Origin of the sequence: Bradyrhizobium sp. SZCCHNGR1005 (genome assembly GCF_032489995.1) — a bacterium.
GTDB lineage: Bacteria > Pseudomonadota > Alphaproteobacteria > Rhizobiales > Xanthobacteraceae > Bradyrhizobium.
In genome coordinates this window covers 57,967-69,699 of record NZ_JAUEZC010000008.1, presented here as the reverse complement: position 1 = coordinate 69,699, position 11,733 = coordinate 57,967, and the positions used below count along the sequence as shown (strand labels likewise).

Annotated in this window: 13 protein-coding genes; 6 read left to right on the top strand and 7 right to left on the bottom strand. The window is 63.6% G+C overall.

Annotated elements, in window-relative coordinates:
- Positions 1-156 precede the first annotated feature (156 nt).
- The 3 genes from QXZ85_RS27405 (at position 157) to QXZ85_RS27395 (ending at position 2,314) form a co-directional block, all read left to right on the top strand.
- Positions 157-936: an NAD kinase gene (locus QXZ85_RS27405; RefSeq protein WP_315705121.1), complete on the top strand. Its 780-nt coding sequence runs from the start codon at positions 157-159 to the stop codon at positions 934-936.
- Positions 937-1,057: 121 nt separating this feature from the next.
- Positions 1,058-1,603 (top strand): response regulator, encoded by a 546-nt coding sequence (locus tag QXZ85_RS27400; RefSeq protein ID WP_316167206.1) that lies wholly within the window; start codon positions 1,058-1,060, stop codon positions 1,601-1,603.
- Positions 1,604-1,729: 126 nt separating this feature from the next.
- Positions 1,730-2,314, top strand: coding sequence for an Hpt domain-containing protein (locus QXZ85_RS27395; protein ID WP_315705120.1), 585 nt, complete (start codon positions 1,730-1,732; stop codon positions 2,312-2,314).
- A gap of 123 nt (positions 2,315-2,437) precedes the next feature.
- On the opposite strand, the gene QXZ85_RS27390 is transcribed toward QXZ85_RS27395, so the two are convergent.
- From QXZ85_RS27390 to folE, 4 genes are all read right to left on the bottom strand, one after another.
- Positions 2,438-3,613 (bottom strand): DUF2336 domain-containing protein, encoded by a 1,176-nt coding sequence (locus QXZ85_RS27390; RefSeq protein WP_316175275.1) that lies wholly within the window; start codon positions 3,611-3,613, stop codon positions 2,438-2,440.
- A 287-nt stretch (positions 3,614-3,900) separates the two neighbouring features.
- Entirely contained in the window at positions 3,901-4,893 is a 993-nt protein-coding gene (locus QXZ85_RS27385; protein ID WP_316175277.1) for a lytic transglycosylase domain-containing protein, read from the bottom strand.
- A 151-nt stretch (positions 4,894-5,044) separates the two neighbouring features.
- The gene (hisI, locus tag QXZ85_RS27380) at positions 5,045-5,476 is read right to left on the bottom strand and encodes a phosphoribosyl-AMP cyclohydrolase (protein WP_315741375.1); all 432 of its coding nucleotides are present in this window, start codon (positions 5,474-5,476) and stop codon (positions 5,045-5,047) included.
- A 38-nt stretch (positions 5,477-5,514) separates the two neighbouring features.
- Positions 5,515-6,225 carry a GTP cyclohydrolase I FolE gene (gene folE, locus QXZ85_RS27375; RefSeq protein WP_315705116.1) on the bottom strand — a complete coding sequence of 237 codons (711 nt, stop codon included), beginning with the start codon at positions 6,223-6,225 and terminating at the stop codon, positions 5,515-5,517.
- 185 nt (positions 6,226-6,410) lie between these two features.
- On the opposite strand from folE, the gene QXZ85_RS27370 reads away from it, so the two are divergent.
- The gene (locus QXZ85_RS27370) at positions 6,411-6,878 is read left to right on the top strand and encodes an iron-sulfur cluster assembly scaffold protein (RefSeq protein ID WP_315705115.1); all 468 of its coding nucleotides are present in this window, start codon (positions 6,411-6,413) and stop codon (positions 6,876-6,878) included.
- A gap of 213 nt (positions 6,879-7,091) precedes the next feature.
- Here QXZ85_RS27370 and QXZ85_RS27365 read toward each other — a convergent pair whose 3' ends face one another.
- Positions 7,092-7,988: a hypothetical protein gene (locus QXZ85_RS27365; RefSeq protein ID WP_315705114.1), complete on the bottom strand. Its 897-nt coding sequence runs from the start codon at positions 7,986-7,988 to the stop codon at positions 7,092-7,094.
- A 268-nt stretch (positions 7,989-8,256) separates the two neighbouring features.
- Here QXZ85_RS27365 and yidD point away from each other — a divergent pair, with 268 nt between their 5' ends.
- Both yidD and QXZ85_RS27355 read left to right on the top strand, forming a co-directional pair.
- Entirely contained in the window at positions 8,257-8,607 is a 351-nt protein-coding gene (yidD, locus tag QXZ85_RS27360; protein WP_315768153.1) for a membrane protein insertion efficiency factor YidD, read from the top strand.
- Positions 8,608-8,731: 124 nt separating this feature from the next.
- Entirely contained in the window at positions 8,732-8,914 is a 183-nt protein-coding gene (locus tag QXZ85_RS27355) for a hypothetical protein (protein ID WP_315741378.1), read from the top strand.
- Positions 8,915-8,919: 5 nt separating this feature from the next.
- On the opposite strand, the gene QXZ85_RS27350 is transcribed toward QXZ85_RS27355, so the two are convergent.
- Positions 8,920-10,155, bottom strand: a complete 1,236-nt coding sequence (locus tag QXZ85_RS27350; RefSeq protein WP_315768155.1) for a hypothetical protein — start codon at positions 10,153-10,155, stop codon at positions 8,920-8,922.
- Positions 10,155-11,531, bottom strand: a complete 1,377-nt coding sequence (locus QXZ85_RS27345; RefSeq protein WP_315768157.1) for an APC family permease — start codon at positions 11,529-11,531, stop codon at positions 10,155-10,157. Before QXZ85_RS27345 ends, QXZ85_RS27350 begins: the two co-directional genes overlap by 1 nt.
- Positions 11,532-11,733 lie beyond the last annotated feature (202 nt).

Genomic DNA, 11,733 nt, shown 5'->3' with positions numbered 1-11,733 from the left:
CATTCCGCACCGCAGCCTCATTCCCGGCCGGCAGGGCACGCAATGCTGCCCGATGGTCGTGAAAGAACGATTCGCGGCCCGGTCATCTCGACAACCAAGGCCAAGGTCGGTTAGACGACAAACCAACCGAAAGCCGACCAGCGAGCCTGCGACTGCATGACAACGCCCAAGCGATATGAGCGCATCGCCTTCGTCGCGAGCTCGAGTGCCGAAGCCCAGGCCGCGCTCAAGCAGCTTACCGAACTGTACGGCAGTTGCGATCCCACGACGGCCGACGTGGTGGTCGCGCTCGGCGGCGACGGGCTGATGCTGCAGACGCTGCACGAACACATGCGCACGGGAAAGCCGATCTACGGCATGCATCGCGGCACCGTCGGGTTCCTGATGAACGAGTTCAGCACGGTGGACCTTCGCGAACGCCTGGCCGCGGCGCAGGAATCGCTCATTCACCCGCTTCTGATGCGGGCGACCGATGTCGACGGCACAATTCACATTCATCACGCCATCAACGAGGTGGCCCTGTTCCGGCAAAGCTATCAGGCCGCGCGGCTGCGCATCCTGGTCGATGAGCGCGAACGCATGCCTGAACTCGTCGCGGACGGCGTGCTGGTTGCAACCCCGGCAGGCTCCACGGCCTATAATCTCTCGGTCCAGGGCCCGATCCTGCCGATCAATGCAGCCCTGTTGGCGCTGACGCCGATCAGCGCCTTCCGGCCGAGGCGCTGGCGCGGCGCGCTGCTGCCGAACACGGCCTACGTGATCATCGAGGTGCTCGAGGGCGACAAGCGGCCGGTTGCGGCGGTCGCGGATCATGACGAAGTGCGCGACGTGCGTCGCGTCGAGGTGTTGTCCGACAAGACCATCTCGATGCGGATGCTGTTTGATCCCGGTCACAGCCTCGAAGAGCGCATTCTGCGCGAACAATTCGGTTATTGAGCCGCGCGCCGCCGGCGGCCTTCGACGCTTTCGTCTGCGCCGCAAACCGTTCGTTAACCCGCGAACCTTTATGGTTAATGCAGGTATACCGCTTCAATCGGTCCCCCCTGCAGGCCGGCCAATGTTCCGTATCGATTTCAACAAGCTGCGCTTCCTCGTTTGCGACGACAATCCCCACATGCGCCGCATCCTGCGGACGCTGCTGCACTCGTTCGGCGCGCGCGAAGTCTACGAGGCCGAAGACGGTGCCACCGCGCTGGAAATGTATACCCACTACGTTCCGGACATCGTCATCACCGACTGGGCGATGCCCATCTTCGACGGGCTCGAACTGGCGCAGATGATCCGCCAGCCCGAAGCCAAGGGTAATCCATTCGCGCCGATCATCATGCTGACGGGGCATTCGGAGAAACGGCGCGTGACGGTAGCCCGCGATGCCGGGGTGACCGAATTCCTGGCCAAGCCGATCTCCGCCAAGGGATTGTACCAGCGCATCCTCAACGTGGTCGCCAATCCCCGGCCCTTCATCAAGACCAAGACCTATTTCGGTCCTGATCGTCGCCGCAACACCAGCACCGCCTATATCGGCCCCGAGCGCCGGATCGGCGGCGAAGCCGAAATCCTTCAGCAACCGTCACTTCTGGATAAAGCGCGTTCAGTGCTTTAGCGGCGGACCAGTGAGGCGGCATTAACGCAAACTGGGAAACGGCGCTCCGCGTAAGCGTAACTCAGGTATCAGATTGAGCGAGCAGTCGAACGCGTTCTCTTAGGAAGGCGCAGCGCAGGAAATCCGATGGCGAAACAGAAAGCTCCGGCGATCGAAGTCAAGACTTACGCCAATCACCACGTCATCACCCAGCCGAACCCCTTGAAAAAGGTCCTGCGCCCCGTCGACGACCAGGATCTCGACGATCCGGTCGCCCGCGCGGAAGCTGCGCTCGCCGACCTCTCCGGTGAGTTCAAGTCCTGGATGGTGACGGAAGCCGAACGCCTGTCGAGGGCTTATGCGGCGATCGTGAAGAACGGCTTTGACCAGGAGGCCTGCGACGAACTGTTTCGCGCCGCCCACGACATCAAGGGCGATGCGTCGACCTTCGGCTATCCCTCAGCAGGCGCCGCCGCCGACAGCCTGTGCCGGATCATCGAGCACGCCCCGGACCTCGACAGCGTGCCGCCGGAGCTGTTCACTCACCACATCAACGCCATCAATGCGATCGTGCACGACCATACCAAGCTCGACAGCGTCACCATGGCACGCGAGCTCAGCCGCAAATTGCGCAAGGTTGCGGACGAATATCTCATCCACGTCAACCGAGACCGCCCCGAACATCTCGAAGCGATCCTGGCGCCCAGCATCGTCCCTGGCGATCATCTTTGATAGGGTGCCGAGCGCGTCGTTCAGCCGCGCGCAACCGATCTGTTGATCTTCTGTAACGCCATCGCCACGGTCCTTAAGGGAAGGCGATAACAGGTCGAGCCGCGCCGGATGCGCTGTCGTCGCTTACGCGGCGATCAGCCCCAGTTCGATGCCGGCCACGAAATCCTCGGCCATCACCTCGTCACACAGCAGACGCGCCTCTTCCCGGGCGGATTCGGTTGCGAAGCGGCGCAGCAGGATCAGCAGCGGCTCGGCCGCATCGCGCTCCGTCGCACAATGCGTCAACACCCGCTCCACCATTCGCCGCCGCAGACTGGCCGCGCTGCTCAGCGTGTCGGTGAACCCGGTTTCATGACAGGCATCGAGCGCGACACGGAAGGCATCAAAGGTGGTCTCCGGGATGCCGGCGCGGCGCAACAACGCGTGCAGGCTGGCCGTGCCGCGATCCTTGAGTAATCCGGACACCCGCGCACGCGGCATGTCGGCGAGCTCCGACAGCGCCGTCTCGAACAGCTCGATGTTGCCGGAGAGCAGCGCCCGCAAGATCAAGCCCGCAGTGAGTTGCGAGGTGGTCCGGAGATGCCGCACCAGGCCGAGCAGCTCCTCGCCGCGCGAGCGCGCGGCAATCGTAATCGTCGAGCGATCGCGCGCTTCGCTGGCGACTTGCCCGGCCCGGTCAAGACTGAGCCAGTTCTTGGCGACGACGAATTGCGCCAAGGTCTCGGAGAGCTTGTCGACCAGCGCCGCCCGCGTCGCCGCCGGCAGGTCGTCGAGCGCGAGCATGGCTTCGCGGATCGCAGCAAGGTGGCCGTGACGTTCGACAATGCGATCCCAAGAGAACGGCGCAAGCTCGGCGTAGGGATTTTCAATCAGCTCGAGTGCAGCGGCAGCGCTGCCGACTTCCGCGATCGCCGCGCAGACGGGAGCCGGCAACTTGATGCGCCGGGCGATCGCACATTGGGTTTCCGAATTGCCGGTCGCGACGATGTCGACGAGGTCGGCATCGATCAGCAGCGGCGAGTGCTCGAGGATGGGGACGGCGACCGAGGGCTGATCCGACGAGAGCGCCTGAACGATGGCGGCCGGCGCCTCGCCCGATCGGGCAAAGACCTCTGCCATGGCCTGCCGCACCAGCGGCGAAGGATCGTCCAGCAGCATCAACAGCGCGCCTTCGGCGGCGGCGCGGTCCTCATCGGTGAGGTCCGAGATCAGCCAGGCCCGCGCCAACGCCCGGCCCGCCTCTGCCCGTTCACCGGCTGGCGCGGTTCTAACCCAACTAAGAAACTGCCGAACGATCATGGTCTTTCCGGCTTACGCAACTTGTTCAGGAGACCTGACTTGGCCTCAACAGCACCGAAAATAAACCACGACGCTTAACAAAGCGTTCACCATAAGTGACTGGTATTATTGACGTTTTATTAAGTGACCACGTCCGAAGCTGTATCATGATACAGATCAACGGCGTTCTTTGCGCACTCTTGCGCGCAATTCGGAGACACCTCGCGCACACATAGCAGGCGGGCAGCCGAAGGCCGCCCGCTGTCCACGAAGACTGCAAAGAAAGTTGTCGGCCGAGAATCGGTGCGTCAGCCGGAGAATGTGCCCTGGGGATCGCTGAATAGATCGAGCGGACGTGCGCCACTGCCCTGCCCCGTCGACGAGGTACTGGCGACCGACGAGGTGCCCCACAATTCGCGTACCGATGCCGACACCGCCTGCGACGATTGACCGTCGACCTGGAAGAGCGAGCGGAACGTCGGATCCATTGGCGCGCTATTCGCGCTCGAACCGTCCGCGCTCGTCGGAGCGGCCTGCCCGGAGCCGCGCACGTCCGGAAACATCGACAGGAAGGTCGCAGTGTCCGTCGTCGGCAGCGCACCTGAGCCCGCTGACGAACCGCCGTACAGCGCGAGTGCGCCGCGGGTGGCCGTTGAGTTGGCTGCACCGGAATAGCGGGAGGTCAGGACCGAATAGACCTCGGACACGCTGCGCGCCCGGCCGTCGCGATCATAGAAGATGGGCCGGTTGGCGGCGGCGGCATTCGGAAACAGCCGCGCCGCGGATGCTTGCGGCGAGTCCTGCGCACTGGTGATCAGCTTGGCCGCGCCGCCCACCCCCATAAAGTGGGCCATGTAGAGCTCGGCATCGCTTGGCCGCCGGCCGATCAGCCCAGTCAGTTGGAAGCTGTTCGACTGCGTCAGCGCCGCAGCCATTGCGGACGCCGCCTGCGGATCGTCGCGCAGCTTCATGATCGCCTGCCGCATCGCGGGATCGTTGACCGTATAGTCGCCGGACGATGTCTTGGTGATGGCATCGGCGTAGTCGCCATAGCCGAGTTGACCGCCGGCCTCCTTGACGGTGCCGAGCCAGGTCTGGTCGATGAACTGATAGAGGCCGTGCGCCGAGGAGGTCGATGCGCCCGCGGTCGGGTTGAAGTCCGACTCCATCTTGGCGGTGGACAAGAGATATTCGAAGCTCGTGCCGACCGTGTCGGCGGCCTGCTTGATCGCGCCGGCGACGCGCGCCCGGACAGTATCGAGGATTCCCGTGGACGAGGAAATGGATGCGTCGACCGACATCAGGTGACCCGCTTTTCGCAGAGGAATCTTGGCAGACCAACGCGCCGGAAACCTCCGGCAACTTGCGGCGGGCATGGTTAATGACGGGTTAAGATTGCCCGATACGGCGGGCCAATGACCGAGCGCCTCCGCAGTGGATGCGGCCTTTGGCTTACTTGCGGTACACCGCCGAAGGGTCGAACAGCCGGTCGGCATCGACAAAGGACAGGTGCGCCGAGCCGTCGCCCGCATTCTCCACCTTGCGGTAGAAGCAGGAGCGGCGGCCGGTATGGCAGGCCGCCCCAAGCTGCTCGACGCGGAGCCAGACCGCATCCTGATCGCAGTCGGTGCGCATCTCGATGACGCGCTGGGTCTGACCCGAAGTCTCACCTTTGCGCCACAAGGCGTTGCGCGAGCGGCTGAAATACCAAGCCTCGCCGGTGGCGACGGTCTTCCGCAGCGCCTCGTCGTTCATATGCGCGACCATCAGCACCTCGCCGGTCGCGACATCAGTCGTGACGCAGGTGACGAGGCCGGAGGCGTCGAATCGCGGAAGGAAGGAAAGCCCCTCCTCGCGCTCAAGGTGATCTGAGGTCGCGGACACGAATTTCTGCCTGGGCCTTCTGGCGCCAATCCCTGGCGCTAATAACGTTGCGGCGCGCGCACCATGGAGAGGAAGCGCGCCTGTTCGGCCGGATTGTCGCGGAACATCCCGGTGAAACGGCTGGTGAAGGTCACCGCACCATGCTTGGCCACACCGCGCACCGACATGCAGGTGTGCTCCGCCTCGACCATGACCGCAACGCCTCGCGGCTTGAGGACCTCGTCGATCGCGGCCGCAATCTGCGCGGTCAGATGTTCCTGAGTCTGCAAGCGACGCGCGAAGATGTCCGTCAGCCGCGCGAGCTTTGAGAGTCCCACGACCCGCTCGACCGGCGTGTAGGCAATATGCGCCCTGCCGTAGAACGGCATCATGTGGTGCTCGCATTGCGAGGTGAATTCGATGTCGCGGACCAGCACGAAATCGTCGTAGCCGGCGGTCTCGCCGAAGGTGCGGTCGAGCACCTCGGCCGGGCACAGATGGTAGCCCTGATAGAGCTCGTCAAAGGCCTCAACTACCCGCCGCGGCGTATCGACCAACCCCTCGCGGGACGGATCCTCCCCGATATAATTGAGGAGCGTATAGACGGCGGCTTCGGCCTCGGCGCGCGACGGACGCGCCCGGTCGGCGCGCACGGCGGCCGCGAGGAATTCCGTCGGATCGAGGTCGGCGGGGCGAGCCTCCGGCAGTTTGCCTTCGAGCGCCTTGTTGTCTTGCTTGTTCGTACGCAGGGTCTTGATCAAAGCGTCCATCTCAACTCCGTTCGACCGGCCGGCGATCCGACCGGAGTGTCACCGGCAGACGGGGCGCCTCAGCGCCGGACGCCTGAAGGATTTGGCTGGTTTTTCCGCCAATCGTTTCCATATAGTCCCAATATAGGGCGATGAAACCGGGCCGCCAAGGCCGCCCGGGTGGGTAATTCCGGGACGTCAGGCACATGCTGAACGACATCTACAACAAACGGATCATCGAACTGGCAGGAAATATTCCGCGGCTGGGGCGGCTGGAGAACCCCGACGCCAGCGCCACGGCGCATTCCAAGCTGTGCGGGTCGACCGTCAAGGTCGATCTCAAGATGGAGGGGCCGGTGGTGACCGATTTTGCCCATGACGTGAAGGCCTGTGCGCTGGGCCAGGCATCCTCCTCGATCATGGCCCGCCATGTCGTCGGCTCCAACGCGCAGGAGCTGCGCGAGTTGCGCGAAACGGTGCGCAAAATGCTGAAGGAGAACGGCGCCCCTCCGGACGGCAAATGGGCCGACATCGCCCTGCTCGAGCCGGTACGCGATTACAAGGCGCGACACGCCTCGACGCTACTGACCTTCGATGCCGTGGTCGATGCGATCAACCAGATCGAGGCGAAAGCGGCGGCGAAGGGCAAGGAGCCGGCGGCGGCGCAGGGGTGAATGGCCGGCCCTTCTCAGGGCAGGGTTATCGCATATGGGAAGAAACGCGGCCGCCGATTCTCTCCGCGACCGTCCTTCGATACTTCGCCTCCGGCGAGTTCCTCAGGACGAGGCCCGCTTTGCGAAAAATGGCAAACCCTCATGGTGAGGTGCGCCGCTTGCGGCGCGTCTCGAACCATGAGGCCGGTCCGGGCTTGGGCCGTATGCAGGAAGCTATTGCGCCGGCGTCGTGGCGCCCGTGCTAGCGGGGGCAACCGCCTCCGCGGTCCGCGTCGACTTGAGCGGCGCCTTGTCGGCGTCAGGGCTCGCAGCACCAAAACGGTCCTGCCCCTTTGGCGTGAGCTCCGCCATCGGAATTGCGGGCCTCCCCTGGGGCAACACGTCGGCAGCGATCTGGGTCGTCACGAGGTTGGTGAGCCCGAGTTCGCCGTGCGACAGCTCATGCAGGTCCTCCCACGGCGGCACGTTGAGCGCGAGCGACAACAGATCGCCGGCGCCTCCCATATCGAATGTGTATTTCGCAAGGCGGCCGATATCGCGCTCGACGATCATCATGTCCTGCGCCGTATAGCTTGCGGCCTTGGCATCGTCGGCACGATCGCCCATCCAGATCTGGTGCACGCGGACATGCGCCCGCTCCGGCACGTAACGTGTGGTGCCGGCAAGCAGCAGGAACACGCACATCGATTCGCAATAGGCCTCTGGCGTGATCCGCGCGGCCTCGCCCGGACGGCGCCCACGCACGCTGATGCCTACCGTGGTTCGCAGCTTCAATTCGCGGAACCGGCGCCCGAGCGCGATCGCATCATTGACCGACCCGCCGCTCGAATCCAGCACCACGGTGGTGCCGGTCAAATCGCGGGTTTTGGAGAAATCGTCAAAATCCTTGGGGCTGTCCCCCGTGATGATGCCGACCGCACTGACCCAGCCGCAATTCGGCTCACAGGCGACCCAGCTGAAGCGCATCGGCTGTTTGCGCTCCTCAAGCGAGGACCCTGCCTGGGCACTGTTGGAGGCTGACATCATCGCGCCGCCGAGCGCGGTTCCGACCGCTGCAACGCTCAGAAGCGTCCAGCGCAAAATACGCGACCGCAGCAGCTTCACGTCCAATTCGCCCCCCTACCCAATCTCAGATCCAAACCGCGCCGTCACGCGTGGCCAGTCAAAACGTGGCAAGTTCCACCTCGATGCATTATTTATTCTGTCACACCGACGTCAGGAAAAACTATCCGGGCAATTCCTTACCGTCCAGCCGCGGATCGCTGCGCTGCCCCTAAAAACGTGTGATAGTTGCATCACATAAGCACAAAAATACGCGAGTTCCGGTTCCCCGCTCGGGAACTATGCACCGCTCCGCTCACGAGTCCTGCATTCACCCATGAAGCACGCATGTTCCCATCCTCACCATCACGAGCCGGCGCTCCTGTCCCGTGTGCCACGCCGGATGGCCCGCGCGCTGATCTGGGTCTATCGGCACACGCTCTCGCCTCTGGTCGGATACAATTGCCGTCATCTGCCGACCTGCTCGGTCTATGCTGATGAGTCGATCGAGCGGTTCGGCTTGTGGGCCGGCGGCTGGATGACGTTGGCGCGGCTGCTGCGTTGCCAGCCATTTGGCACCTCCGGCATCGACAATGTTCCGCTTGCCGCGCCAGCTGGCGCGCGCTGGTATCTGCCGTGGCGCTATGCGCGCTGGCGCGGCGTCAACGATCCTTCGACACCGAGGTGACGTCCTGCATCAGCCAGGACGATCGCTCCATTTGCTGCGGCGCATTCACGACCAAAGACCGCGCCCTGGAACTTTGTTCCGATCCTCGCATTGATTTGATGCTTCCCGATGGGAGGACACAACAATGCGCTGGAAAATCAGCCCCAAATTCTCGCCCGGCCGCCGCGACGGCAGACAGCTCGATCTCATCGCCATCGTCGCTCTGCTGATCGTGATCGTCGCCGCGTGGCGTTATTTCGACGACTCCACCGCCCTGCCGCCCAACACCTCAGGATTCATCGTTCCCAGCCAGAACGTGCATTGGTGAGCGCTTCACCAGCCCGGCCAGAACCAGAAACCGCTACGCTGCCGCCGCGGATAGGCCGGGATCGGCTCGGGCGGCCGCGGCCCGCGGCGCGGTCGCGCAGCCTGGGTTACCGGCTCGGCGGGCAACATCGCCTCGGCCGATGACGTCGCCTCTGCCGCTGGCAACCTGACCGCCAGCAGCACGTTGGATTCGCGTGTGCGCCAGCGATAGCCGATACCGAAGTCGAGCGGCTGCGCACGATCGAACAGGTCGACATAACGTTCCTGATACATGCTGGGAAACTTCTCGATCGGCCCCGCGTAGCGCCCGAACGGGAAGAAACGCCACGCCCGCGAGTCGAAGCTGGCAAGCGGAATCCCGGAATCGTCCTGAACGATCGTCGCGCTGTTCTTGAGCAGCCAGCTGCGCACCACCGAGAAATTGCCGGAGTGGAGGAGATAGGATGCGCTCTTGAGCAGGCTGTTGCCGGGCGCCAGCGGCTCACAAAACTTCAGGAAACCGCTGCTCTTGACCCCGGAATTGGAGAGATCGGTCGAGAAGTAGTAAAGCGTCTTCTCCACCCCGTCGCCGCCGGCAAAACTGATGCGCGCGCCGCGCGTTGCGTTCGGTTTGGATTGCTCGTTGCTGCCATGCACAGCACCGTTGTCATCCAACCAGACCAACTCGACCGTGTGGATGGTCTTTCCGCTCCGCGCCAGGAACACATAGAGGATCGGCAAAGTGCCGTTGACGTCACCCTCATGCAGGTCGGTCTTCATCTGTTTGGTGATGAAGAAGGAAAAGCTCAGGATCGATTGCAACGAGTGTTCGACATAGGCCAAGGCCGACCCGATGCCGCCGCGCGGCAGACGGGTCAAGTCGGGCGCCGGACCGGTCGGCTCCAGCGCGGCCATGACATAGGTCGTCGCTTTGGAATGGAACGCGTCGGCGTAGAGGAAGTCGGGCCCCGAGAAGAAGTAGAACATCGTCGGTCGGGGCGCGGCGAGATTGGTATCCGCCCAGGCACGTATTTTTGAAAGCTGACGTTGTTCGAGCTGGCCGAACGCATTGTCGAAGAATTTCGCATGGCGCTGCCACGACGGATCCTGCGTCAATGCAGCCAGTGGCGATCCGGCCGACGGCTGCATCCCCGCAAGGACCCGCGCGGTGTCGTCGGGCGAGACCGTCTGCGCATGGGCTGAACCGGTCCCCAACAGGACGATCCACAGCACCAGCGTCTGCACGTTGGGAAATCGCACCATCAATCCGCACCTGGCAATGCTGTCGCGGCATCCCGACCCGGCCGCTTGTTAGCAAGGAGATAAATCAGCACGCCGGACATCATCGCCACCGCGCCGAGGCCGGCCTGCAATGGCCGCTCCGCAAACAGGGAGTACATCATGAAGCCGGTCACGAGCAGGAACACCAGGGGCGTCAGCGGGTAGCCCCAAGCCAAATACGGCCGCGGCAGATCCGGCCGGGTGACGCGCAGCTTGATGAGCCCAAGCACCGTGAGAAACGAACACGTCAGCAGCGCAAACTGGATGAAATCGAGCACCGCCTCGAAGCTCTCGGTGACCAACATCAGGTTCGCCACGGCGAGCTGAAACAGGATGGCGTAGGTCGGCGCGCCGCCTCGCGACTTCCGGGCAAAGAATGCGAGCGCCGGAATGTCTTCACCCATCGTCATCAACACGCGCGGCCCCATCCACATCATGGCGGCGATCGAAGACACCAGTCCGATGCAGATCATGCCGGCGACGATACGCCCGCCGGTGGTACCGAAGATGTAGGTGCCGGCGATGCTTGCGACCTGGAGCTGTCCGGACAGCTTGTCGATCGGCGCGGCGAGCAGGAACACGGCGTTCAGCGCGACATAGAGCACGAGCACGAGCGACGTGCCCGCGAGCAGCGCACGCGGCAGCGTCCGTTCCGGCGCTCGCAGCTCGCCGATGATGTAGGTCGCGGCGTTCCAGCCGGAGAAGGCGTACATGACAAAGACGAGCCCGATCGCAAACGGGCCGCTCAGCACGTAGCCGACATCGGCCCTTACCGGGCTGAACGTGACCGGCTGCGGCGACGGAGAAGCGAAGCCTGCAATCAGGAAGGCGACGATCAGGCCAACTTTCAGGAGCGTTGAAATCAGTTGGAAGCTGCTTGATTGCCTGATGCCGCCAAGTTGCACCAGCGACACCAGCCAGACCGCGCCGACCGCCAGCGCCAGTGACGGTGCGCCCGGAATGACAGCCTTGCCATACTCGCCGAACGCCATCGCCGCGAGCGCAACCGGCGCGGCGAAGCCGACCGTTGCTGACACCCAGCCGGCCATGAAGCCAATGGCAGGATGAAACGCGCGCGAGAGCAAATTGTATTCGCCGCTCGAGCGCGGAAACATTGCGCCCAATTCGGCATAGGAAAGCGCACCGCACAGCGCGACGATCCCGCCAATGGCCCACAGCAGCAGAATGGAGAAGCCGGACGGGATATCCCTGACCTGGAAGCCAAGGCTGGTAAAGACGCCGACACCGACCATGTCGGCCACCACGAGGGCCGTGGCGACCGGCACCGACACCGACGGCACGGCGCTCTCAAGCACCCGCTCGGGCCAAGTCGCACCGTCCGTGTCGGAGGCAGCCATTTCGCGCAGGGGCGTTGAACGCCCCTCCCCTTAGCTCCAGCCCCAGATTCGACCCAAACCATTCAAACATAGTTAACAGGGACTAAATAAGGCCTCAATAAGGAGGTATTTCAGAACCGCTTAGCCAGACTCGGTGGTCGAGGGCGTTGCATTGCGGCGCGACCAAGCCCACAATCGCGACACGATCTCGTGCTGTGTCGCG

Coding starts and splice junctions, on each gene's coding strand:
- QXZ85_RS27400 (WP_316167206.1), top strand. CDS start 1,058: ATGTTCCGTATCGATTTCAACAAGCTGCGCTTCCTCGTTTGCGACGAC.
- folE (WP_315705116.1), bottom strand. CDS start 6,225: ATGGACGCTTTGATCAAGACCCTGCGTACGAACAAGCAAGACAACAAG.
- QXZ85_RS27370 (WP_315705115.1), top strand. CDS start 6,411: ATGCTGAACGACATCTACAACAAACGGATCATCGAACTGGCAGGAAAT.
- QXZ85_RS27355 (WP_315741378.1), top strand. CDS start 8,732: ATGCGCTGGAAAATCAGCCCCAAATTCTCGCCCGGCCGCCGCGACGGC.
- QXZ85_RS27345 (WP_315768157.1), bottom strand. CDS start 11,531: ATGGCTGCCTCCGACACGGACGGTGCGACTTGGCCCGAGCGGGTGCTT.
- QXZ85_RS27390 (WP_316175275.1), bottom strand. CDS start 3,613: ATGATCGTTCGGCAGTTTCTTAGTTGGGTTAGAACCGCGCCAGCCGGT.
- QXZ85_RS27385 (WP_316175277.1), bottom strand. CDS start 4,893: ATGTCGGTCGACGCATCCATTTCCTCGTCCACGGGAATCCTCGATACT.
- QXZ85_RS27405 (WP_315705121.1), top strand. CDS start 157: ATGACAACGCCCAAGCGATATGAGCGCATCGCCTTCGTCGCGAGCTCG.
- QXZ85_RS27395 (WP_315705120.1), top strand. CDS start 1,730: ATGGCGAAACAGAAAGCTCCGGCGATCGAAGTCAAGACTTACGCCAAT.
- yidD (WP_315768153.1), top strand. CDS start 8,257: ATGAAGCACGCATGTTCCCATCCTCACCATCACGAGCCGGCGCTCCTG.
- QXZ85_RS27350 (WP_315768155.1), bottom strand. CDS start 10,155: ATGGTGCGATTTCCCAACGTGCAGACGCTGGTGCTGTGGATCGTCCTG.